Annotated in this window: 24 protein-coding genes and 1 tRNA gene; 2 read left to right on the top strand and 23 right to left on the bottom strand. The window is 64.0% G+C overall.

All coding sequences use genetic code 11. From position 1 onward, the window contains the following. Positions 1 to 12: 12 nt before the first annotated feature. From VQ042_RS07750 to VQ042_RS07675, 16 genes are all read right to left on the bottom strand, one after another. Positions 13 to 1,521 carry an NADH-quinone oxidoreductase subunit M gene (locus VQ042_RS07750; protein WP_331817236.1) on the bottom strand — a complete coding sequence of 503 codons (1,509 nt, stop codon included), beginning with the start codon at positions 1,519 to 1,521 and terminating at the stop codon, positions 13 to 15. Next, positions 1,521 to 3,506, bottom strand: coding sequence for an NADH-quinone oxidoreductase subunit L (gene nuoL, locus VQ042_RS07745; RefSeq protein ID WP_331817234.1), 1,986 nt, complete (start codon positions 3,504 to 3,506; stop codon positions 1,521 to 1,523). The genes VQ042_RS07750 and nuoL overlap by 1 nt, the downstream gene beginning before the upstream one ends. Before the next feature lie 6 nt (positions 3,507 to 3,512). Beyond that, positions 3,513 to 3,821, bottom strand: coding sequence for an NADH-quinone oxidoreductase subunit NuoK (gene nuoK / locus VQ042_RS07740; RefSeq protein ID WP_009209798.1), 309 nt, complete (start codon positions 3,819 to 3,821; stop codon positions 3,513 to 3,515). Positions 3,822 to 3,841: 20 nt separating this feature from the next. Continuing rightward, positions 3,842 to 4,459 carry an NADH-quinone oxidoreductase subunit J gene (locus tag VQ042_RS07735; RefSeq protein WP_331817225.1) on the bottom strand — a complete coding sequence of 206 codons (618 nt, stop codon included), beginning with the start codon at positions 4,457 to 4,459 and terminating at the stop codon, positions 3,842 to 3,844. Between the two features lie 139 nt (positions 4,460 to 4,598). Further along, the gene (gene nuoI / locus VQ042_RS07730) at positions 4,599 to 5,090 is read right to left on the bottom strand and encodes an NADH-quinone oxidoreductase subunit NuoI (protein WP_331817223.1); all 492 of its coding nucleotides are present in this window, start codon (positions 5,088 to 5,090) and stop codon (positions 4,599 to 4,601) included. Between the two features lie 6 nt (positions 5,091 to 5,096). Further along, positions 5,097 to 5,318: a hypothetical protein gene (locus VQ042_RS07725; RefSeq protein WP_331817221.1), complete on the bottom strand. Its 222-nt coding sequence runs from the start codon at positions 5,316 to 5,318 to the stop codon at positions 5,097 to 5,099. After that, positions 5,315 to 6,370: an NADH-quinone oxidoreductase subunit NuoH gene (gene nuoH, locus VQ042_RS07720; RefSeq protein WP_331817219.1), complete on the bottom strand. Its 1,056-nt coding sequence runs from the start codon at positions 6,368 to 6,370 to the stop codon at positions 5,315 to 5,317. Before nuoH ends, VQ042_RS07725 begins: the two co-directional genes overlap by 4 nt. 12 nt (positions 6,371 to 6,382) lie before the next feature. Continuing rightward, entirely contained in the window at positions 6,383 to 8,458 is a 2,076-nt protein-coding gene (gene nuoG, locus VQ042_RS07715) for an NADH-quinone oxidoreductase subunit NuoG (protein ID WP_331817217.1), read from the bottom strand. A 10-nt stretch (positions 8,459 to 8,468) separates the two neighbouring features. Continuing rightward, positions 8,469 to 8,678 carry a hypothetical protein gene (locus tag VQ042_RS07710; protein ID WP_331817215.1) on the bottom strand — a complete coding sequence of 70 codons (210 nt, stop codon included), beginning with the start codon at positions 8,676 to 8,678 and terminating at the stop codon, positions 8,469 to 8,471. A gap of 21 nt (positions 8,679 to 8,699) precedes the next feature. Next, the gene (gene nuoF / locus VQ042_RS07705; protein ID WP_331817214.1) at positions 8,700 to 10,004 is read right to left on the bottom strand and encodes an NADH-quinone oxidoreductase subunit NuoF; all 1,305 of its coding nucleotides are present in this window, start codon (positions 10,002 to 10,004) and stop codon (positions 8,700 to 8,702) included. 20 nt (positions 10,005 to 10,024) lie between these two features. After that, positions 10,025 to 11,488, bottom strand: coding sequence for an NADH-quinone oxidoreductase subunit NuoE (gene nuoE, locus VQ042_RS07700; protein ID WP_331817212.1), 1,464 nt, complete (start codon positions 11,486 to 11,488; stop codon positions 10,025 to 10,027). Between the two features lie 219 nt (positions 11,489 to 11,707). Next, positions 11,708 to 12,898: an NADH-quinone oxidoreductase subunit D gene (locus tag VQ042_RS07695; protein WP_331817210.1), complete on the bottom strand. Its 1,191-nt coding sequence runs from the start codon at positions 12,896 to 12,898 to the stop codon at positions 11,708 to 11,710. Beyond that, on the bottom strand, positions 12,891 to 13,328 hold the full coding sequence (locus VQ042_RS07690) for a GFA family protein (protein WP_331817209.1): 438 nt from the start codon (positions 13,326 to 13,328) through the stop codon (positions 12,891 to 12,893). The genes VQ042_RS07695 and VQ042_RS07690 overlap by 8 nt, the downstream gene beginning before the upstream one ends. A 14-nt stretch (positions 13,329 to 13,342) precedes the next feature. Beyond that, complete coding sequence (locus VQ042_RS07685; RefSeq protein WP_331817208.1) at positions 13,343 to 13,951, bottom strand: NADH-quinone oxidoreductase subunit C; 609 nt, start codon at positions 13,949 to 13,951, stop codon at positions 13,343 to 13,345. Positions 13,952 to 13,959: 8 nt separating this feature from the next. Next, a complete protein-coding gene (locus VQ042_RS07680; RefSeq protein WP_331817206.1) occupies positions 13,960 to 14,544 on the bottom strand; it encodes a NuoB/complex I 20 kDa subunit family protein in 585 nt (194 codons plus the stop codon). Next, on the bottom strand, positions 14,535 to 14,900 hold the full coding sequence (locus tag VQ042_RS07675; protein WP_331817204.1) for an NADH-quinone oxidoreductase subunit A: 366 nt from the start codon (positions 14,898 to 14,900) through the stop codon (positions 14,535 to 14,537). Before VQ042_RS07675 ends, VQ042_RS07680 begins: the two co-directional genes overlap by 10 nt. Positions 14,901 to 15,230: 330 nt before the next feature. On the opposite strand from VQ042_RS07675, the gene VQ042_RS07670 reads away from it, so the two are divergent. After that, a complete protein-coding gene (locus tag VQ042_RS07670; RefSeq protein WP_331817202.1) occupies positions 15,231 to 15,554 on the top strand; it encodes a hypothetical protein in 324 nt (107 codons plus the stop codon). A 162-nt stretch (positions 15,555 to 15,716) separates the two neighbouring features. Here VQ042_RS07670 and VQ042_RS07665 read toward each other — a convergent pair. The 4 genes from VQ042_RS07665 to VQ042_RS07650 form a co-directional block, all read right to left on the bottom strand. Beyond that, positions 15,717 to 15,793 (bottom strand) — tRNA-Asp (locus VQ042_RS07665). 363 nt (positions 15,794 to 16,156) lie between these two features. Next, positions 16,157 to 16,837: a PIG-L deacetylase family protein gene (locus VQ042_RS07660; RefSeq protein WP_331817200.1), complete on the bottom strand. Its 681-nt coding sequence runs from the start codon at positions 16,835 to 16,837 to the stop codon at positions 16,157 to 16,159. Further along, entirely contained in the window at positions 16,834 to 17,649 is an 816-nt protein-coding gene (locus tag VQ042_RS07655; RefSeq protein ID WP_331817199.1) for a sugar phosphate nucleotidyltransferase, read from the bottom strand. The genes VQ042_RS07660 and VQ042_RS07655 overlap by 4 nt, the downstream gene beginning before the upstream one ends. Further along, positions 17,646 to 18,935, bottom strand: coding sequence for a class I SAM-dependent methyltransferase (locus VQ042_RS07650; RefSeq protein WP_331817198.1), 1,290 nt, complete (start codon positions 18,933 to 18,935; stop codon positions 17,646 to 17,648). The genes VQ042_RS07655 and VQ042_RS07650 overlap by 4 nt, the downstream gene beginning before the upstream one ends. A 346-nt stretch (positions 18,936 to 19,281) precedes the next feature. Between VQ042_RS07650 and rfbC the strand changes: the two genes are divergently transcribed. Beyond that, positions 19,282 to 19,821, top strand: coding sequence for a dTDP-4-dehydrorhamnose 3,5-epimerase (gene rfbC, locus VQ042_RS07645; RefSeq protein ID WP_331817197.1), 540 nt, complete (start codon positions 19,282 to 19,284; stop codon positions 19,819 to 19,821). A 15-nt stretch (positions 19,822 to 19,836) separates the two neighbouring features. On the opposite strand, the gene VQ042_RS07640 is transcribed toward rfbC, so the two are convergent. The 3 genes from VQ042_RS07640 to VQ042_RS07630 form a co-directional block, all read right to left on the bottom strand. Then, positions 19,837 to 21,159, bottom strand: coding sequence for a DUF4910 domain-containing protein (locus VQ042_RS07640; RefSeq protein WP_331817385.1), 1,323 nt, complete (start codon positions 21,157 to 21,159; stop codon positions 19,837 to 19,839). A 20-nt stretch (positions 21,160 to 21,179) separates the two neighbouring features. Next, positions 21,180 to 22,247, bottom strand: a complete 1,068-nt coding sequence (locus VQ042_RS07635; RefSeq protein ID WP_331817195.1) for an NAD-dependent epimerase/dehydratase family protein — start codon at positions 22,245 to 22,247, stop codon at positions 21,180 to 21,182. 332 nt (positions 22,248 to 22,579) lie between these two features. Next, on the bottom strand, positions 22,580 to 22,995 hold a 416-nt coding region (locus VQ042_RS07630), incomplete at its 5' end, for a transposase (RefSeq protein WP_331817192.1).

Below are 22,995 nucleotides of genomic sequence, written 5' to 3'. Positions count from 1 at the left end.
GCGATCCCGAGCTTATTTCGCCAGAGCGACCGAGGAGGCCGCCTCGATGGCTGCGGTGTAGCGGTTGACCATGGATTCCACGGAGGCGGCGGTCACATCGAAGACCGGCATCGGATAGACGCCGAAGAAGATCACCAGCACCACCAGCGGATAAAGCAGGAGCTTCTCGCGGCCTGACAGGTCGAGGATCGCGCGCAGGCTCTCCTTCTCCAGCGCGCCGAAGATGACGCGCCTATAGAGCCACAGCGCATACGCCGCCGACAGGATGACGCCGGTCGCCGCGAAGATCGCCACCCAGCTGTTCACCTGGAACACGCCGATCAGGGTCAGGAATTCGCCGACGAAGCCCGAGGTGCCCGGCAGGCCGACATTGGCCATGGTGAAGATCAGCATCGCGGTCGCGTAATGGGGCATGCGGTTGACCAGTCCGCCATAAGCGGCGATCTCGCGGGTGTGCATGCGGTCGTAGACGACGCCGACGCACAGGAACAACGCGCCCGAGATCAGACCGTGGGACAGCATCTGGAAGATCGCGCCTTCGATGCCCTGCTGGTTGGCCGCGAAGATGCCCATGGTCACGAAGCCCATGTGGGCGACGGACGAATAGGCGATCAGCTTCTTGATGTCCTGCTGCATCAGCGCGACCAGCGAGGTGTAGATGATCGCCACCACCGACAGAGTGAACACGAAGGGCGCGAAATCGGCCGAGGCCAGCGGAAACATCGGCAGCGAGAAGCGCAGGAAGCCGTAGCCGCCCAGCTTCAGGAGAATGCCCGCCAGGATCACCGAGCCGGCGGTCGGCGCCTCCACATGGGCGTCCGGCAGCCAGGTGTGGACCGGCCACATCGGCATCTTCACCGCGAAGGAAGCGAAGAAGGCAAACCACAGCCAGGTCTGCATCGAGGCCGGGAAATCGTAGGCCAGGAGCTCGGGAATGGAGCTGGTGCCCGCGGTCCAGAACATCGCCATGATGGCGACGAGCATCAGGACCGAGCCTAGGAAGGTGTAGAGGAAGAACTTGTAGCTCGCGTAGATGCGCCGCTTGCCGCCCCAGACGCCGATGATCAGGAACATCGGGATCAGGCCACCTTCGAAGAAGATGTAGAACAGCACGATGTCCAGCGCGCAGAACACGCCGACGACCAGCGTTTCCAGGACGAGGAAGGCGATCATGTATTCCTTCACGCGGCTCTGCACCGACTCGAAGCTGGCGAGGATGCAGAAGGGCATGAGGAAGGTCGTCAGGATGACGAACAGCATGGAAATGCCGTCGACGCCCATGTGATAGGTGATGCCGCCGCCCAGCCATTCGAGCTGTTCGACCATCTGGAAGCCGGCGTCGGTGTTGTCGAAATCGATCCACACCCACAGCGACACGACGAAGGTGAACAGCGTCGTCAGCAGGGCGACGTTACGGATGTTGCGGCGCGCAAGCTCACTGTCGTCCCGGATGAACAGGATCAGCAGCGCCCCGACCAGCGGCAGGAAGGTGACGGTCGAAAGGATCGGCCATTCGGTCATCAGTTCACGCCCCCGAGCATCATCCAGGTGACCAGCGCCGCGACGCCGATCAGCATCGCAAAAGCATAGTGATAGAGGTAACCGGTCTGCAGCCGGACCACGCGGTTGGTCACGTCGACGACACGCGCCGAGATACCGTCCGGGCCGAGCCCGTCGATCACCCGGCCGTCTCCGGTCTTCCACAGGAAGCGGCCGATTGCCTTGGCCGAGCGCACGAAGACGACGTCATAGAGCTCGTCGAAATACCACTTGTTGAGCAGGAACTTGTACAGGCCGCGATGGCGCTCCGCGACCTGGCCGGGCAGCGACGGATCGCGGATGTAGAAGAACCACGCGATGGCGAAGCCGATCGCCATCATCACCGTCGGAATGATGGCGACGCCGAAGGCCACCTCGTGCATGTCGTGCAGCACGTGGTTTTCCGCACCCGTGAACAGCGACGCGCCCCAGAATCCGGCATATTCGTCGCCGATGAAATAGCCCTCGAAGACGATGCCGGCGAACAGCGCGCCGACCGACAGGATCAGCAGCGGCGCCAGCATGACCATCGGCGATTCATGCACGTGATGCATGACGTCGGCCGAGGCCCGCGGCTTGCCGTGGAAGGTCATGAAGATCAGCCGCCAGGAATAGAAGCTGGTCAGCAGCGCCGAGATCACTGTCAGGCCCCAGCCATACATGGCGAAGCTGTTGTGGCCTACGAAGGCCGCCTCGATGACCGCGTCCTTGGAGAAATAGCCGGCGGTGAGCGGGAAGCCGGTCAGCGCCAGGGTGCCGATGACCATGGTCCAGTAGGTGACCGGGATGTGCTTCCGCAGCCCGCCCATGCGGCGCATGTCCTGCTCGTCGGAGACCGAATGGATCACCGAACCGGCGCCCAGGAACAGGAGCGCCTTGAAGAAGGCGTGGGTGAACAGGTGGAAGATCGCCACGCCATAGGCGCCGACGCCAAGCGCCACGAACATGTAGCCGAGCTGCGAACAGGTCGAGTAGGCGATGACCCGCTTGATGTCGTTCTGGACGAGGCCGACGGTCGCGGCGAACAGCGCCGTCGTCGCGCCGACGAAGGTGACGACGGTGAGCGCGGTATGACTCAGCTCGAAGATCGGCGACATGCGCGCCAGCATGAAGACGCCGGCGGTCACCATGGTAGCGGCGTGGATCAGCGCCGACACCGGCGTCGGGCCTTCCATGGCGTCGGGCAGCCAGGTATGCAGGCCAAGCTGGGCCGACTTGCCCATGGCGCCCAGGAACAGAAGCAGGCAGACGGCGGTCAGCGCACCGGCCATCGGCAGCGCATAGCCCGCGAAGTTGAGAACGGGCGCGCCGGCGGCGGCAGCCTCCGCCCCCTCGCCGCCCATCTGCGCAGCGATATCGGCGGCGCCGGCAAAGATGGTGTCGAGATTGACCGAGCCGAACAGGACGTAGACGCCGAAGATGCCGAGGATGAAGCCGAAGTCACCGACCCGATTGACGATGAAGGCCTTCATGGCGGCGGCGTTCGCCGTCGGCTTCTTGTACCAGAAGCCGATCAGCAGATAGGACGCCAGGCCCACGCCTTCCCAGCCGAAGAACATCTGCACGAGATTGTTCGACGTCACCAGCATCAGCATGGCGAAGGTGAAGAGCGACAGATAGGCGAAGAAACGCGGCCGATGCGGGTCGTGGTGCATGTAGCCGATCGAGTAGATGTGGACCAGCGACGAGACGGTGTTGACGACCACCAGCATGACCAGCGTCAGCCGGTCGATCCGCAGCGACCACGACACGTCCAGCCCGCCGGACTGCATCCACTGGAAGAGCGTGATGCGGATGGTCTCGGCCTCGCCGAAACCGAAGCCGATAAAGGCGATCCAGGACAACACGGCCGCAGCCACCAGAAAGGCCGAGGTCGTGTACTCGGAAGCCTTGGCCCCGATCGCGTTGCCGAACAGGCCGGCGATCAGAAAGCCGGCGAGCGGCAGGAGAACGATGGTCTGATACACGCCCGATCAGCCTTTCATCGTGTTGACGTCGTCGACGGCAATGGAGCCGCGATTGCGGAAGAAGACGACCAGGATGGCCAGGCCGATCGCCGCTTCGGCGGCCGCGACCGTCAGCACGAACAGCGCGAAAATCTGCCCGACGAGGTCGTTCAGGAACGCCGAGAAGGCCACGAAATTGATGTTCACGGCGAGCAGGATGAGCTCGACCGACATCAGGATCGTGATGATGTTCTTCCGGTTCATGAAGATGCCGAAGACGCCCGTGACGAACAGAATCGCCCCGACGGTAAGGTAGTGTCCGAGACCGACTTCCATCGTATCCGTTCCTTTCGCTCTCAGATGCCCTTGCCGCTCTCGACCTTGCGGATCTCGACCGCGGTCGCTGGCGTGCGTCCGACCTGCTGCGGGATCGACTGGCGCTTCAGGCCTTCCTTGTGGCGAAGCGTCAGGACGATCGCCCCGACCATGGCGACGAAGAGGATCAGGCCGGCAAGCTGGAAGAACAGGATGTAGCGGGTGTAGAGGACGCTACCCAGCGCCTCGATATTGGAGACGACCTCCAGCGGCGGGATCGGCATGGACGTGGCGACCGCCAATTGGGGGTCGTAGTAATTGCCGGTCGCCGCGATGATCAGTTCGGCCAGGAGCACGAGGCCAATGATCACGCCGATCGGCGCGTATTTCAGCGTGTCCCGCTTCACCCGTCCGAAATCGAGGTCGAGCATCATGACCACGAAGAGGAAGAGGATGGCCACGGCGCCGACATAGACGACGATCAGGATCAGCGCGAGGAACTCTGCGCCGGCGAGAAGGAACAGCCCCGCCGCGGCGACGAAGGTCAGGATCAGGAACAACACGGAGTGAACCGGATTGCGCGCCAGCACGACCATGAGGCCCGAGCCGACCGCGACCAGCGCGAACAGATAGAAGAAGATTGCCTGAAGGCCCAGCATCCTCGGGCTCCTTTCGCTGGCAGACGCCGCGGACGAAACCGCCGCGGGACTGCCCTGATCGTCGTGTCGAAGACCGGCCGGGCGCTCTCAAGGAGCAGCCCGTCCGGCGATTCCCGCCTGCAGAAAACCCTGCGCCCGATTACCGGTAAGGCGCGTCGAGCGCAATGTTGCGCGCGATCTCGCGCTCCCAGCGATCGCCGTTATCGAGCAGTTTCTGCTTGTCGTAGTAGAGTTCCTCGCGAGTCTCCGTAGAGAACTCGAAATTCGGCCCCTCGACGATGGCGTCGACCGGGCAGGCTTCCTGGCAGAAGCCGCAGTAGATGCACTTCACCATGTCGAGGTCGTAACGCACCGTGCGGCGGGTGCCGTCGTTGCGGCGCGGGCCGGCCTCGATGGTGATCGCCTGGGCCGGGCAGATCGCCTCGCACAGCTTGCAGGCGATGCAACGCTCCTGTCCGTTGGGATAGCGGCGCAAGGCGTGTTCGCCGCGGAAGCGCGGGCTTTGCGGCCCCTTCTCGAACGGATAGTTCACCGTCGCCTTGGGCGCGAAGAAATAGCGCATCGACAGGCCCATGGCCTTGACGAATTCGATGAGGAACAGGGACCGGACGGTCTGTGCAATGGCGCTCATGGGGCTCTAGCCTCCCAGATTCGAGGCGATGATCGGCGCGGCGAACCAGCCGACGACCGGAAACAGAACAAGCTGCGAGTAGCGTGCGACATCGAAGGCCAGGCCAGCCGGATCGGCCGCGCCGCCGCGCTTGCGCGCACGGCTGTCGCGGACATAGCCGAGAATGACGAAATCGACGATCCCCAGGACAAGTCCGGCCAGCGCTCCGATGATCGCGGGTCCCATCATACGGCCGCCGCGCCCCAGCCCATCAGCTGCAGCACGAAGGCGACGATCACCACCATCGCCAGCGAGATCGGCAGGAAGACCTTCCAGCCCAGGCGCATGAGCTGGTCGTAGCGGTAGCGCGGGACGAAGGCCTTGACCATGGCGAACATGAAGAACGCCAGCGCGACCTTGGCCATGAACCAGATGAAGCCCGGAACCCAGGTGAACGGTGCAAAATCGAACGGCGGCAGCCATCCACCCATGAACAGGATGGTCATCAGGCAGCACATCAGGGTGATGGCAGCGTACTCGCCCAGCATGAACATCATGTACGGGGTCGAGCCATACTCGACCATGAAGCCGGCGACGAGCTCGGATTCAGCTTCCGGGAGATCGAAGGGCGGCCGGTTCGTCTCGGCCAGCGCCGAGATGAAGAAGATCACGAACATCGGGAACAGGCCGAGCCAGTGCCAGTCGAGGAAGCTGCTCGGCAGCCCGATCATGGTGCCGAGGCCGGTGTACTGGGCCAGCACGATATCGGTGAGGTTGAGCGATCCGACGCACAGGAGCACGGTAACGATGACGAAGCCGATCGAGACTTCGTAGGACACCATCTGCGCGGCCGAGCGCAGGGCGCCGAGGAAGGCGTATTTCGAGTTCGACGCCCAGCCGCCCATGATCACGCCGTAGACCTCCAGCGAGGAGATCGCGAAGACGTAGAGAATGCCGATGTTGATGTCGGCGATCACCCAGCCGAGGGACACCGGGATCACCGCGAAGGTCGCGAGCGCCAGGGTCACCGCCACCAGCGGCGCCAGCAGGAACACGATCTTGTCGGAGCTGGCGGGAACCACCGGCTCCTTGAGGACGAACTTCAAGAGATCGGCGAAGGACTGGAACAGCCCCCAGGGTCCGACCACGTTCGGGCCGCGGCGCAACTGCACCGCCGCCCAGATCTTGCGATCGGCCAGCAGGATGTAGGCGACCAGCACCAGGAGCACGACCAGGAACAGGACGCTCTGCGCCAGGATGATGAGACCCGGCCAGAGATAGAGGGAGGTGAATTCAGCCACTGCCAGCCGTCCTTATTCCGCTGCTTCCAGGTGCTCGGCATTGGCGAGCTGCGAGCACTCGGCCATGACCTTCGACGCACGGGCGATGGGATTGGTCAGGTAGAAATCGCCGATCCGGGAGGCGAAGCTGCCGCCTTTCAGCGTTCCGGCGCGGTCTGCCAGGCGCGTGATGGCCGCCGCATCCGCCGGCTCGATCCGATCGCTGCGCATCCATGGATGCGACTGGTACATCTCGCTCCGCAGCGCCGCAAGCGAGTCGAATCCGAGCGTGCGCCCAAGCACCGCGGACAGAGCCCGGATGATCGCCCAATCCTCGCGGGCATCGCCCGGCGGGAAGCCGGAACGGCTGCCTGTCTGGGCGCGTCCCTCGACATTGACCCAGGTGCCGGACTTTTCCGTATAGGCGGCGCCGGGCAGGATGACGTCGGCGCGATGGGCGCCGCGGTCACCATGGGTGCCGATATAGACGACGAAGGCCCCCGGGGCGATCTCGACCTCGTCGGCGCCCAGGTTGAACAGGATCTCGACCGAGCCGCTGGCCATCTCGGCAAAGTTGCTGCCGCCCTGGCCCGGCACGAAGCCGATGTCCAGGCCGCCGACGCGCGATGCGGCCGAATGCAGGACGTTGAAGCCGTTCCAACCCTCGGTGACCGCGCCGATCTCGCGCGACAGGGCCGCGAGCGAGGCCAGCACTTCGGCACCGTTCTCGCCGGCCAGGACGCCCTGCCCCACGATGATCATCGGACGCTCGGCTTTCTTCAGCGCCTCGAAGAAGCCCTGGCTGGCGCCTTCGAGGTCGGACAGCGTCTCGGCGCCGGCGCCGAGATAGGTGGTGTCGTAGCGCAGGTCGGCGTTCTCGCCGACGACGCCGATCGGGAAGCCGCCCATGCGCCAACGCTTGCGGATGCGGGCGTTGAGCACCGACGCCTCGAAGCGCGGGTTGGAGCCGACGATCAGCAGCGCGTCGGCATCCTCGATGCCGGCGATGGTGGTGTTGAACAGGTAGGATGCCCGGCCGTCCGCAGGATCGAGCATGGCGCCATCCTGGCGGCAGTCGAGGCTGGTCGAGCCGAGCTCGGCCGTCAGGCGCTTGAGCGCCCACATCTCCTCCACCGCGGCCAGGTCGCCGGCGATGGCGCCGATGCGCTCGCCCGCGACGCCGTCGACCTTGGCCTGGATCGCGGCGAAGGCTTCCTGCCAGCTGGCCGAACGCAGCCGGCCGTTCTCGCGCACATAGGGCTTGTCGAGGCGCTGGGTGCGCAGGCCGTCCCAGACGAAGCGGGTCTTGTCGGAGATCCACTCCTCGTTGATATCCTCGTTGATGCGCGGCAGGATCCGCATCACTTCGCGGCCACGGGTATCGACGCGGATGTTGGAGCCGACCGCATCCATCACGTCGATCGTCTCGGTCTTGGACAGCTCCCAGGGCCGGGCCTGGAAGGCATATGGCCGCGAGGTCAGCGCGCCGACCGGGCACAGGTCGATGACGTTGCCCTGCAGCTCGGAGGTCATCGCCTGCTCGAGGAAGGTGGTGATCTCGGCGTCCTCGCCGCGGCCGACCAGGCCGAGTTCGGAAATGCCGGCGATCTCCGTGGTGAAGCGGACGCAGCGCGTGCAGTGGATGCAGCGCGTCATGATCGTCTTGACCAGCGGGCCGATGTACTTGTCCTCGACGGCGCGCTTGTTCTCCTGGTAGCGCGAGCTGTCGACGCCATAGGCCATGGCCTGGTCCTGCAGGTCGCACTCGCCGCCCTGATCGCAGATCGGGCAATCCAGCGGGTGGTTGATCAGCAAGAATTCCATCACGCCTTCGCGGGCCTTCTTGACCATCGGCGTGGTCGTGAAGACTTCCGGCAACTGGCCCTCGGGTCCGGGCCGCAGGTCGCGCACACCCATGGCGCAGGACGCGGCAGGTTTGGGTGGTCCGCCCTTCACCTCGACGAGGCACATGCGGCAATTGCCGGCAATCGACAGCCGCTCATGGAAGCAGAACCGCGGAATCTCGGCGCCGGCCTCCTCGCACGCCTGCAACAGCGTGTAGTGATCGGGGACCTCGATTTCCCTGCCGTCGACTTTGAGCTTGGTCATCAGCTTCTTCTCAACGTGTCGCTTCGGTCAGCTCAAGACGCCGCTCAACCCGCTGGAACCGCTCGTCCAGACGATCGATGCGGCGGTGAACGCCGGCCATGTTCTCTTCGACGGCTGTCTGCCGCACCTTGATGTCGTGCAGTTCTTCCAGGCCGCGATCGAGCTTGCCGTCCATTCGGCGCAGCATCGCGAGCACCAGATTGTCGGGTCCGTCACTCATGCCAGTGCCTCCCATCACGCGTTATTCCGCCGCTTCGAGAACAGGACGAACCTGATGGGCATTGCGCGAGAAATCGTCGATCCGCTGTTCGATCTCGGCGCGGAAATGCCGGACGAGGCCCTGGATCGGCCAGGCTGCCGCATCGCCGAGCGCGCAGATCGTGTGGCCCTCGACCTGCTTGGTCACGTCGAGCAGCATGTCGATCTCACGCTTCTGGGCGTTGCCGGTGGCCATGCGCTCCATGACGCGCCACATCCAGCCCGTGCCCTCGCGGCACGGCGTGCACTGGCCGCAGCTCTCGTGCTTATAGAAATACGAGATGCGGGCGATCGCCTTCACAATGTCGGTGGACTTGTCCATGACGATCACAGCGGCGGTGCCCAACGACGTCTTGATCTCGCGCAGGCCGTCGAAATCCATCGGCGCATCGATGATGTCGGCGCCCGGAACGAGCGGCACGGAGGAGCCACCCGGGATCACCGCGAGAAGATTGTGCCAGCCGCCCCGGATGCCGCCGCAATGCTTCTCGATCAGCTCGCGGAAGGGGATGCCCATCGCTTCTTCGACGGTGCAGGGCTGCTCGACATGGCCGGAGATGCAGAACAGCTTGGTGCCGGTGTTGTTCTGCCGGCCGATGCCGGCGAACCAGGCGCCGCCCCGGCGCAGGATGGTCGGCGCCACTGCGATCGATTCGACGTTGTTGACGGTGGTCGGACAGCCGTAGAGGCCGACATTGGCCGGGAACGGCGGCTTCAGCCGCGGCTGGCCCTTCTTGCCCTCGAGGCTTTCCAGGAGCGCCGTTTCCTCGCCGCAGATATAGGCGCCTGCGCCGTGATGGACGACGATGTCGTAGTCCCAGCCGCACTTGTTGTCGCGGCCTAGCAGCCCGGCCTCGTAGCACTCGTCGATGGCGCGCTGCAGGGCCTGACGCTCACGGACATATTCGCCGCGCACGTAAATGTAGCAGGTGTGGGCGGCCATGGAGAAGCCGGCGATGATGCAGCCCTCGATCAGCGTGAACGGGTCGTTCCGCATGATCTCCCGGTCCTTGCAGGTACCGGGTTCGGATTCGTCCGCATTGATGACGAGGTAATGCGGACGCCCGCTTTCCTCCTTCGGCATGAAGGACCACTTGAGGCCCGTCGGGAAGCCGGCGCCGCCGCGGCCGCGCAGGCCCGACGCCTTCATCTCGTTGATGATCCAGTCGCGGCCCTTGCCGATGATGTCGGCGATGCCGTCGAAATGGCCACGCTTCATTGCGGCCTTCAGGCTCTTGTCCCGGAGGCCGTAGATGTTGGTGAAGATGCGGTCCTGATCGTTCAGCATCTAGATTCTCCTCGCACGCATCAGCGCTGGCCCGAACCGGAAGACGAGGAGCTTACCAGTTCCTTCGCCTGCTCAATCCAGCCTTCGCGCACCGCGCGGCCGCGGAAGTTCAAATAATCGTCGATCCAGATCAGCTCGGCCGGTCGCCATTCGGCGATCTGCCGGAAATGGAATACGCCAAGGCCGTTCAGCCGCCCCTCGATGACGGGTCCGACACCCTTGATGCGCTTGAGATCGTCCTTGGCGCCCTGGGGCGCGTCCAGGAGATCGGCAGGCTTGACGCCGACTTCGGCCGGTGCGGCAGCGGGCTCGGCCTCGCTGGCAAAGTGGTCGGCATTGCCGGGCCCCGAACTGGTGTCGGCCGTATCGGACCGAAGCGCCTCCGGTGTGCCGGGCGACACCTGGTCGCGGCCGGTCAGATCGACCGCTTCGCCGTCGCGGGTCTGGTTCCCCGGCACATCGCCTGGCCGGCGCTCGTCGCGGACCACGGCAGCCTCGGCGGTGCCTTCCTTGGCCGCGAGATTGCCCGCCGTCGAGACGTCGGCATTCGGAGAATCGGCCGAGACCTGATCGGCTTCCGCGGCATCGCGGTCCGCCTCGCCGGTCGCGCCTTCGCGCGCACCACCGGTATGGCCCGCGCCGGGCCCTGCCTCGGCGAGCAGTTCGTCGCTCTCTTCGCTCTCGGTGCCCTTCGGGGCATTGGCCTCGTCGGCCTTGCCGGCTGCTGAAATCGACGGATCGGTCTCGGCCGCGGCCGTATCCGGGCGCCCGGCCTTGGATAGCGACGAGACGGCCTGCCCTGCCCCGGCCCCTTGCGCCGGCGCACCGTTGGCGGGACCGCCCTCGGATTTCCGATCGGCGATCAGATCGTCATAGTCGCCCTTGAGCGTGGTCAGGCCGCCGAGCGGCGCCGACTGGTGGCGACCGTTCTGCGGGCCCGGGGTCACGTCGGCGCCGCGACCGGCCTCGAATGCGTCGATGATCTCTTCCAGCCGCTCGGGCGTCAGGTCTTCGTAGGTGTCGTGGAAAACCATGACCATCGGCGCGTTGACGCAGGCACCGAGGCATTCGACCTCTTCCCAGGACAACGTGCCGGCTTCGTTGCGGTGGAATGGCTCCGCATGGATCTTCGAGCGGCAGACCGCCTTCAGGTCCTCGGCGCCACGCAGCATGCAGGGCGTCGTGCCGCACAGCTGGATGTGGGCGCGGGTGCCGACCGGCTTGAGCTGGAACTGCGTGTAGAAGGTCGCGACCTCGAGGACGCGGATCAGCGGCATCGCCAGCATGTCGGCGACATGCTCGATCGCGGCCTTGGTGACCCAGCCATCCTGGTCCTGCGCCCGCATGAGCAACGGGATCACGGCCGACTGCTGGCGCTCCGCCGGATACTTGCGGATCGTCGCCTGTGCCCAGGCCGCATTTTCCTCGGAGAAGGCGAAGCCGTGAGGCTGGATGGAATCGTCCGCGAGACGCCTGACAGACATCGGACCTCGACTTTAGAACCAGTTCAACATGCTATGTTGCGGCGCGTTCTATCACACGAACCGCAAAAGGCCAGTGGCCAGAAGCCGCATCGACAACCCGTCAAATGCGCGGTTTTCCTCGATACTCGCCGCCGCGGGACATGCCCGCGACGGATCGATGAGAGCGTCGTGCGGCGCCTGCGTCATCGGGACTCACCGAGCGGCGCACTGCCGGTCGAATCACCGATCGACTTCGCCGAACACAATATCCAGCGTACCGAGGATCGCCGACACGTCGGCCAGCATATGCCCGCGGCACAGCATATCCATCGCCTGCAGATGGGCAAAGCCCGGCGCCTTGATCTTGCAGCGATACGGCTTGTTGGTGCCGTCGGCGACCAGATAGACGCCGAACTCGCCCTTCGGTGCCTCGACGGCCGCATAGACCTCGCCCTCGGGGACGTGGAAGCCTTCGGTGTAGAGCTTGAAGTGATGGATGAGCGCCTCCATCGAGCGCTTCATCTGGCCGCGCTTGGGCGGCACGATCTTGCCTTCGGTCGCCGAGACCGGGCCGGTGCGGTGCTCGCCGGTCAGCTGCGCGATGCACTGCTTCATGATCTTCACCGATTCGCGCATCTCGATCATGCGGATCAGGTAGCGATCGTAGCAGTCGCCGTTCTTGCCGATCGGGATGTCGAAATCCATCTCGTCGTAGCATTCGTAAGGCTGCGACTTGCGCAGGTCCCATGCCACGCCCGAGCCGCGGATCATCACGCCCGAAAAGCCCATCGCCCAGGCGTCGTCGATACCCACCACACCGATGTCGACATTGCGCTGCTTGAAGATGCGATTCTCGGTGAGCAGGCCTTCGATGTCGTCGCAGACCTTGAGGAACGGGTCGCACCAGGCGCCGATATCCTCGATGAGCTGCTGCGGCAGGTCGGTGTGCACACCGCCGGGACGGAAATAGGCCGCATGCAGGCGCGAGCCCGAAGCACGCTCGTAGAAGACCATCAGCTTCTCGCGTTCCTCGAAGCCCCAGAGCGGCGGCGTCAGCGCGCCTACGTCCATCGCCTGGGTGGTCACGTTGAGAAGATGCGAGAGGATGCGGCCGATCTCGGAATACAGGACCCGGATCAGCTGGCCGCGCTTGGGCACCTCGACGCCGGTGAGCCGCTCGATCGCCAGGCAGAAGGCATGCTCCTGATTCATCGGCGCGACGTAGTCGAGGCGGTCGAAATAGGGGATCGCCTGCAGATAGGTCTTGTGCTCGATCAGCTTCTCTGTGCCCCGGTGCAGGAGCCCGATATGCGGATCGACCCGCTCGACGACTTCGCCGTCGAGTTCGACCACCAGCCGCAGCACGCCGTGCGCCGCCGGATGCTGGGGGCCGAAATTGATGTTGAAGTTGCGGACGTCGATCTCAGCCATTCGGCGTTTCCTGCTGCGGCGCGAATTGCGCGAAGAACTCGGCGCCCGTCATTTTTTCGGTCTCGTTGGCGAAGGCGTACCAGGACGGCTTCGAGTCGATGAAGATCTCCTGCGTCAGCCGGACATCACCCAGCCCGTCGAACAGCATCGCCGACATCGCGTAATGCTCGCCGTCCTTGCTGCGCCAGAAGAGCGACGTGCCGCAGACCCGGCAGAAGCCGCGCTCGCCCCATCCCGACGACTGGTACGTTTCGATCAGGTCGGTCCCCGCGGCGACGACATTGCTGGCGCCGTCGATTGCCATGAAGGGCCCCGCCGTCCAGCGACGGCACGTTTCGCAATGACAGACGCCGACTTCCACCTTCTCGAAATTGGCGTCGATCCGCACGCCACCACACAGGCATTTCGCCTGAAGCCGCTTGGTCCCCATCACACGCTCCCGTGCTACTGCTTGGCCTTCTCGTCTCCCGGCAGAGCATACTCCGTCCCCTCCCAGGGGGACAGGAAGTCGAAATTGCGGAACTCCTGCCGCAGTTCGACCGGCTCGTAGACGACCTGCTTCTTGGCCTCGTCGTAATGGACCTCGACGAAGCCGGTCAACGGGAAGTCCTTGCGCAGCGGATAGCCCTCGAAACCGTAGTCGGTGAGGATGCGGCGCAGGTCGGGATGTCCGGTGAACAGGATGCCGTAGAAATCATAGGCCTCGCGCTCGAACCAGTCGGCGCCGGAGAAGACCCCGGTGATCGAGGGCACGGGCGCGTCCTCGGTGGTGCGGACCTTGATGCGGATGCGCTGGTTCTGACGGGGCGACAGGAGATGGTACACGACCTCGAAACGCTGCTCGCGCTGGGGATAGTCGACGCCGCAAATGTCGGTGAGGTTGATGAACTGGGTCTGCGGATCGTCCCGCAGGAAGGTCATCACCCGCACGATCTCGGCCGGAGCCACGACCAGCGTCAGTTCGCCGAAGGCCATGACCGTCTCGATCAGCGTGTCGCCGAGCGTCTCGGCGACGTAGTCGGCCAGATCCTTCGTGGCGTATTCGCGAATCATCTCTTACCTCAGCGCTCGATTGTGCCGGTCCGGCGGATCTTCTTCTGGAGAAGCAGGACGCCGTAGAGCAGCGCTTCGGCGGTCGGCGGACAGCCGGGCACGTAGATGTCGACCGGGACCACCCGGTCGCAGCCGCGCACCACCGAATAGGAATAGTGGTAATAGCCGCCGCCATTGGCGCAGGAGCCCATGGAGATGACGTAGCGCGGCTCCGGCATCTGGTCGTAGACCTTGCGCAGCGCCGGGGCCATCTTGTTGGTCAGCGTACCGGCGACGATCATCACGTCGGACTGACGTGGCGAGGCGCGCGGGGCGAAGCCGAAACGCTCGGCATCGTAGCGCGGCATCGACATCTGCATCATCTCGACGGCGCAGCAGGCCAGGCCGAAGGTCATCCACATCAGCGAACCGGTACGGGCCCACTGGATGAGGTCTTCGGTCGAGGTGACGAGGAAGCCCTTGTCGGCCAGTTCGTTGTTCACGTCGGTGACGAAGGGGTCGGCCGTCGGCGCGACAATCTTCGACTCGGCGACACCGGCATCCGTCGATGGCGCATGGGCGATGAGCGGGCGGGAGGTGTCGATCAATCCCATTCCAGTGCTCCCTTCTTCCACTCGTAGATGAAGCCGACCGTCAAGACGCCGAGAAAGACCATCATCGACCAGAAGCCGAACCAGCCCAGGGTCCCGAAGGTCGCGGCCCAGGGGAACAGGAAGGCGACCTCGAGGTCGAAGATGATGAACAGAATCGAGACCAGATAGAACCGCACGTCGAATTTCATGCGGGAATCGTCAAAGGCGTCGAAGCCGCACTCGTAGGCCGACAGCTTCTCGTCGTCCGGTGCCTTGAACGCCAGGAGGAACGGCGAGACCAGAAGGGCCAAACCGATAAACAATGCGACGCCGACGAAAATGACGATCGGCAGATAGGATGCGAGAAGTTCGGGCATCTCGATGTCCCCAGAATCAATAGTGACTAATCGAACGGCCGCAAATTCGCGATCATCCCTTCCGCAGGCCGCCGGAGATCCGATCCGGCGGATCAAGGCGGCGAAAACAAGGGCCTTTCGTGTTGCGGCGAGAACTATCGCCTTCTCCCAGCCGAAGCAAGGCGGGAAGCGCCGTCCACGGGACCTGCGCTCCGCAGCCGCAGGCAGGGGCCAAGGCATGGAAAAGCCGGCACCGGCCCCCCGATGACACGACCGGTGTTGCGTTCCCCGCTTAGGCATCCGACGATCGGCCACAAATGCGTAAATGCCGAGAGCGGGAGGGGCATGGCCATGACCGATCACAATGCCGCAGACTGGCAGCCGATGCGCGAGGCGCTGCGCGACGGCAGCCGCATCCTGGTGACCGTGCGCGCCACGGAACAGGGGCCGGCGGAAGTGGATGTGGTGCGATGGGCGGCACCGCGGGGCGCCTTCGAGCCGCAATGGATCGCTACCGATTCCGATCCCGGCTGCCCGGTCACCTATGCCAACGACGAATTGCTGGCCTGGATGCCCATCCCCTCCCCGACCGCGCCATCGTGGGCGCCGGCGGCACCATGGCCGCAGCCGGCCGACGAGAGCAATTTCGAGGAGGAGGCTGGCTCGGGCATCTGACCCGCTCTCGGGCGCGGGCGAATGCTCACCGGCAGGTTACGTCTACGGTGGGTGAAACGGAGCAACCCGGCGATGATTTGCGGAGATCCGTCGGCTCGAAGCCGCCGCTTGGCGGCGGCGATGTTCGATCGGTGACGAAACTGATTGCCTGGAAAGGGAAAGTGGCGCGAGTGACGGGGCTCGAACCCGCGACCTCCGGCGTGACAGGCCGGCACTCTAACCGACTGAGCTACACCCGCGCTCCACCGCTCGGAAGCGGCTGATGAGCGGTCGTTTACGGCCAAGATCGGGGACTGTCAAGCGAGAAGCCGGGAAGAAAACGATCGCAGTGCGAGATGATCCTGCAGTGCCGGCCGGACGCCTTTTTGGCCTGTCTCTGCGGGGTCGGACGAGCCTCTCGTTAATGCTGCGACCGCTCGTCAGACTGTCTCCACCGGCGAATCATGACAGATCGGGGAGGCGTATCTGGCCCGACTCAACATCGCGTCCAGGTGGGGGGGCGGCTTCAGCCTGGCTTCAGCGGAAGGGGCGGGCCCGCCGGTCTCTTCCCCGGCTTCATGCACCCATCCGCTGAGGACCAGGTTCCGCGCCTTCGGCGGCCCTCAGCCGCGCGGGCGAGGTCCTGCGTCACAGGAGAGCAGCATCTTTCGGGCAACAAACGCTTCAGCATAGCGATCGGGCGCACGGCATTCCATGCCGCGGATGCGGGCAAGGGCTTGGAACGTCTCGTCGTCGAACCAGTCCTTCGATCGCTGTGTGCCGAAATGCTCGCGAAGAAGCGTCATCTTCCTCTCCAGAACCGGTCGGGTGATAGGAAAGTAAGCATTCGGCCGCCCCAGATCGCCATCCCACTTGGGGATCTCGTACTCGTAGACCAGATGATCGCGGAAGACGTTCCAGGTCAGCGCACTGACCTCGCGGTGATCCTGATGCGCGTCGTGTCGGGCATGGGTGAAGATGACGTCCGGTGAAGCGCGTCCTCGGATATTTATCATCCACTCCTTGATAGCCCGGCTTTGCGTCGGAAACAGCGCGTCCTCGAATTCGCCGAGTTCCAGCCTGTAGCCGGTCGCGCCCGCGAGGAACGCCGACGCCGACGCCTCCGCCTCCGCAGCGCGAGGCCCAATGGCGCTGAACACGCACCACGAGACGCGGAGCTCAATCCTCGCCTCTATGAGGCTGAGGATCGTCCCGCCCAGCCCGATCTCGATATCGTCGGAATGGGCGCCGAGGCAGAGAATGTCGAGGGCCTCACCCGGACGGGCGAGGCTTAGACTCCTCATGGGATTGCCCGGATGACGGTTCGCCGCTTGCGCTCTGAGCTAACGCGGGCGTTCCAGGGCATGTCACCCTTCTCCACCATATCCTCGAGCACTTGCCAATCCCGCAGCGTATCCATCGACCGCCAGAAGCCTTCATGCTTGTAGGCCATGAGCTGGTTGTCGGCGATCAGGCGAGCGAAAGGCTCGAGCACCAGTTCCTCGCCCTCGCGCATGTAGTCGAAAATCTCCGGACGCATGACGAAGTAACCGCCGTTGATCCAGATGTCAGAGCGGTCCGACGAGCGGAACTCGCGAACCCCGCCATCCTCGGCCATGTCGACCAGATGGTAGGTCAAGGGCGGCCGCACGGCGAGGAAGCAGGCAAGCTTGCCGCTGACCTCGAAGCGCCGGACCATGTCGTCGAGGTCGACGTCGGTCAGACCGTCGCTGTAATTGGCAAGGAATATCTTCTCGCCTCGAACCTGATCCCTTGCGGCCCAAAGACGTTCGCCGATATTGCGCCAGATGCCCGTGTCGAGCAGCGTGACCCGCCAATCCTTGCTAACTTCACCGATGACCTGCACGTCCTTTCCACCGCCGGATACGACGCAGTCAGCGAATGTCGTCGGCCGGATGTTCAGGAAGAAATCCTTGACGACGTTCGCCTTGTATCCGAGGCAGAGAACGAAGTCGTCATGCCCGTGCTCGCTGTAATACTCCATCACGTGGTGCAGGATGGGCTGATGGCCGAGTGGTATCATCGGCTTCGGGACGGATTCCGAATACTCGCGGATACGTGTACCCAGACCACCGCAGAACAGGACGACTTTCATCTCCGGAACTCCGCTGAATTGATGACTGTGACGAAGGGAATCGGAACCACGAACTTCGCGCCCCAGGCCGCGACGTGGTGCATCTGCTTCATGATCTCGTCCCTAAGGTTCCAGGGCAGGATCAGGATGTAGTCGGGCTTGGCCGCGTCGATCGCCTCGACCGGGTGGATGGGGATGTGCATCCCGGGCGTGAAGCGGCCGTGCTTGTAGGGGTTGCGGTCGACGGTGAAGTCGAGGAAGTCGTTGCCGATCGCGCAGTAGTTGAGAAGCGTGTTTCCCTTGCCGGGCGCCCCGTAGCCGCAGATCGTCTTGCCCTCGTTCTTCGCGGCGATGAGGAAGGTCAGGAGGTCGCGTTTGGCGCGCTTGGCCTTCATCCCGAACGAGGCATAGGTCCCGATGTCGGCCAAGCCGTGCCGCTTCTCCCGGGCAAGGAGCTGGCCGACGGCAAGGCTCACCGGATGACGGCTTTCGCCGTGGGCCAAGTACACCCGCAGCGACCCGCCATGGGTGGGCAGTTCCTCGACATCGATGACCTTGAGCCGATGGCGCCTAGCCATCTCGGCGATCGTCAGCAGCGAGAAGTAAGAGAAATGCTCATGATAGATCGTGTCGAACTGGTTCTCGGCGATCAGCTTCTCGAGGTGCGGGAACTCCAGCGTGATAACGCCTGTGGGCTTCAGAAGGATCTTCATCCCCGCCACGAAGTCGTTGAGATCGGGAACCTGAGCGAGCACGTTGTTGCCGGCGATCAGATCAGCCTGCTTTCCTTCGGCCGCGAGCGCCGTGGCAAGACGAACGCCGAAGAAGTCGACCAGGGTCGGAACGCCCCTTTCGACCGCCGCACGCGCTACGTTGGCGGCGGGTTCGATCCCCAGCACCGGAATGCCCATAGGCAGGAAATGCTGCAGAAGGTAGCCGTCATTGCTCGCCAGCTCGACTACGAGGCTGTCTGCGACAAGGCCGCAGCGTGAGGCGATCGCCTCGCAATAGGCCTTCGCATGGGCGACCCAGCTGGTGGAGTAGGACGAGAAGTAGGCGTATTCGGTGAAGATCGCCTTGGGGCTCATATATTCCTTGAGCTGAACCAGGAAGCAGCGCTCGCAGACCTGCACGTGAAGCGGGAAGTAGTGTTCCACCGCGTCGATCTGATCGACCTGCAGGAAGTTCTCGCAGGGGGGCGACATCCCGAGATCGACGAAGGTGTGCCGCAATCCGGCTCCGCAAAGGCGGCATGCGGACGTTACGCTCGCGCGGTGGGATTGCGGAATGGTTTCGACTGACGACATGACATCCACGCTCTTGAGAATGGATACGAGGCGGCGCTTGTCGCCGGAGCGAGAAAGGTACGGGATGGGAACGAGGCTGCCGATACGGCCATAGGGATCGCCGATTTACCCGAACGACCGGAATAGAACGGAGGGTACGGCGTCGAAAGACGGCGGTATTCGCCGGGAGCATGCTAGCTGCATCCGAAGGTCGAAGCCGGGGTATGGCCTTGCTACCCCTTTCCGATGAGGGCGACCCGCCGATGAGTTCTCTTTCGGGCCTACCGGCCGACGGGCATCAATCTTCGTCAGAGATGCCTTGCACTCGGCGCAAGAGGCATTCGGCCACGGCCGCTGGATGGCGTAGATGCAGTTTACCGAAACAGTGCTCGACGGCGCCTTCATCATCGAACCCGTGCCCGTGATCGACGAGCGGGGATCGTTCGCGCGAACCTTCTGCGTCGAGACATTCGAACAGCGAGGCCTCGAAACCCGATTCGTCCAGCACAGTCGCTCGCATTCGATCCGCAAGGGCACGTTACGAGGCTTGCACTTCCAGGCCGATCCCCACGCCGAGGTGAAGCTGGTTTCGTGTTCGGCGGGCGCGGTCTGGGACGTGATCGTCGACATGCGACCGGCATCGCCAACCTATCTGCGGTGGCTGTCCGTCGTCCTGACCCCGGCAAACCAGCGGCAGATCCTGATCCCGAAGGGTTTCGCCCACGGATTCCAGACCCTTACCGATGATGCGGTGGTCCAGTACCAGATTTCCGAATTCTACGCGCCGAACGCCGCGCGCGGATTGCGCTACGACGAGCCTGCGCTCGGGATCATCTGGCCGGTTCCGCTCACCGTCATCTCGGCGAGGGACTTCGCTTGGCCGCTCCTGGAGGAAGTGCCCGCCTGACCCGTCTTGAAAACGCTAAGCGTCGGCCAGCAGGCCGTGTTCGCGCAGCAGCCGCGCCGCCTTCTCGATCTCACGGAATGCCATGCCCGAGCGCTCCGCCATATTGAGAAGGCAGTGCTCGCCATCGGCAAGGTTCAGCACCCAGAGCATCGCCATCATGCCGGCGACGCCCGTCTTGTCGCCGCCGACTGCGGCATAGAGCCCGCGCCGGCCGAGTTGGGGCTCCCCCTTCGGCGACAAGTTGCGCGGCGTCCAGTTCGCCTCGACGATATCGATCGCATCCATGATCATCCGGTAAGAAGCCTGCAGGTGCATCGGCCGGATGAAGTCGAGATTGTCGGCCGAGGTATGGTATTCAGGAAAGGTGCCGAAGGCGCTCCGCTGGAAAAGACCGACCGGAAGATCGAAGCCCGGCGAGCAGAACTGCCGCTCGTCGTAGCCATAGGGCGAGAAGTCGAGGATCGTTGGCTTCAACCCGGTATGCGCCAGCACATGAACCATGGCGCGGTCGATGAACGCGTCGCCGCGCCGGCTCCGCTTGTAGGTCGGGCCGCCGCCGTCGCCGACACAGGAAACGACCAGCCCATGCGCGATGCGGGACAGCCGATCCTCGTTGGCCGCCAGCCAGGCGAGCGCTCCGATCGTGCCGGGCGCGAACAGGAAGCGGTAGCTGTAGCGCGTTTCCCGCTCCTTCAGCGCCCGAGCGATCAAGGCCAGCAGAGCCAGCCCGGAACAATTGTCGTTGGCGAGCGAGGGATGGCAGATATGGGCGGACAGCAGGAACTCCTGATCCGTCCGCCCGCGATGGACATGCTCGCCGTAGCTGAGCGACCCGTCGGCCAGCTCGGAGTCGATGAGGGCTTCGTATTCACCCTCCGACAATGCGGAAAGCTCGCTGTGCGCCATGCAGAAGGCCGAGCGTTCCGCATAGTAGGAGGTGCGGTAGGGGATGAGATCCGGCTGCTCGGGCAGCGTGACGACATGCTTCTTCAGCTCGTCGAGCGACATCCTGGCATGAAGCGGCGCGCTGTAGCTCATCACGTGAAGGTTGGAGGCCGCAAAATCTAGGACGTTGCGGCCCGACGCATCCTTGATCCACGCGTCGCGGATTGTCCATTCCTTCGGCGCGGTCCAGTCGAAAAGCGCGGTGCCGGTCGGCACCTCGTGTCGTGTAAGGTCGATCCGGCGAGAAAGGATCTCGAGGGTCTCGCGCACGCCCCTCCCCGTGATGCTGCGGCAGATCGGGTAGAGCTCGCAGGCCAGCGAGTAGATCGCCTCGCCGATCTCAGCCGCCGAAGCCTCGTCCAGCCTTCGCGGCTGCAATGGGTCCTCGAGCATATCCACCGCGCAACCCCTCGTCAGACGGCGAGCGACAGGGCCGGAGCGGCCTCGGCCGCTGCGCGATGGCGCAGCTTCTCGTCCAGGACGCCGGAGGCCATCAGCTGCCTGATATGCGCGATGCGCTGGTACCGCGGGCCCTCAAACTCCTCCGCCGTCAGGTGCGATTTCCGGTAGGCGGTGTAGAGCTCCTCGGCGCCGGCGCGTGCATCCCATTTCGGGACGGCGTCCGGAAGCACCCGCGCGAGCTTTTCAAAGCTCACCCGGTAGGAGCGCGTGTCGGGGCCTGCATCCGCAGCGAAGCGCAGGTCGCAGCCGGGCACCACGCCGGCGACGATCTCGGCGATCTCGCGAATTCGGTAGTTCTGCGATGTCGCGCCGACGTTGAACGCCTCGTTCCAGACCTTGTCCTTGGGCGCGGCGAGGCAAGCAATGAAGGCGCGCGAGATATCCGCGATATGTACGATTGGGCGCCAGGGCGATCCGTCGGATTTCATGAAGATCATGCCCTCGGTGACCGCGAAGGCCACGAGGTTGTTCAAGACGATGTCGAAGCGCAGGCGCGGCGACAGTCCATAGGCGGTCGCAGGCCGCAGGTAGGTCGGGCAGAACCGGCCGTCGGCCAGTTTTGAGATGTCGAGCTCAGAGAGGACCTTGGAGCGCCCATAGGCGGTCACCGGATTGAGCTCGCCGGTCTCGTCGATCATTTCGGCGCCCGATTGTCCGTAATTGCTGCAGGACGACGCGAACAGAAAGCGTTCGACGCCAGCTTCTTTCGCGGCCTTCGCAAGCCCCACGCTAGCGCGATGGTTGATCTCGAAGGTGACATCCGGATTGAGATTCCCGAGCGGATCGTTCGACAGGGCCGCCAGATGGATGACGGCGTCGACCCCTTCCAGGTCCCTCGCCTGCACGTCGCGGACGTCCTTCCGCCGGGTCTCGACCGCAACCTGTTGGCCTCCCGGATCGTAGGTGCAGCGCTCGTAGAGATTGCTGTCGATCCCGGAAACCTCGTGGCCTGCCTTCAGCAGCAACGGGACCATGACGGACCCGATATATCCTTGATGTCCCGTTACAAGAACCCGCATCGACCAACGTCCTTCCTTGCGATCTACGCTGGCTCGAAGATACAGACGGCGGTGGGGCGGAGCGAGGCGACCCTTGGAGTGAGGCCGAAGCGCCTTTCCTACCCGCAGATACGCTTGAAGGCGGATTGGGCTACGCCGATCGGACTATCCAGCGTAGCGTGCAACCCAATAGTTTCGTGGTTCCGAGCCAAGCAGCCTCCGGGAAATCCCCAGGGCAATCGGGTGAACGTTCTTGGGACGTGCGCAACAACGCGTTTGAAGCCAAGCGGGTGATGCGCTGTGCTCAACATGCTCCCAATGATTGTGAATTCGACCTATGATTACCGGCGCGCTCATGAACTGACCGCTTTGATGTAGGGATAGTTGCAGAGGGTTTGGATGCGGCTCGGATCTTTGGTGGCGGGGTTCCAGGCGTCGCAGCAAGCGTCGATGATGGCTTGCCTGTCGCGGAAGACGCAGAGGCTGAGGGAGGTCTCGCGCAGATAGAGCCAGAGCCGCTCGACCGGGTTAAGTTGGGGACTGTAGGGCGGAAGCGCGACGAGGGTGATGTTCGCCGGTACGTCGAGGGCCTTTTCACCGTGCCATCCGGCGCCGTGGAGAACCATGACGATATGGACGTCGTCAGGAATGGTGCCGGCGAACTCGGCGAGGTAGAGGTTCATCATCGCCTTGTCGGCATAGGGCAGGACCAGGGCGAAGGACTGGCCGGTGGAGGGTTCGACGGCGCCGAAGATGTAGGTCCATTCGA

This window comes from Aurantimonas sp. A2-1-M11, assembly GCF_036549475.1.
Classification (GTDB): Bacteria; Pseudomonadota; Alphaproteobacteria; order Rhizobiales; family Rhizobiaceae; genus Aurantimonas.
This window is presented reverse-complemented; position numbering and strand designations above follow the sequence as displayed.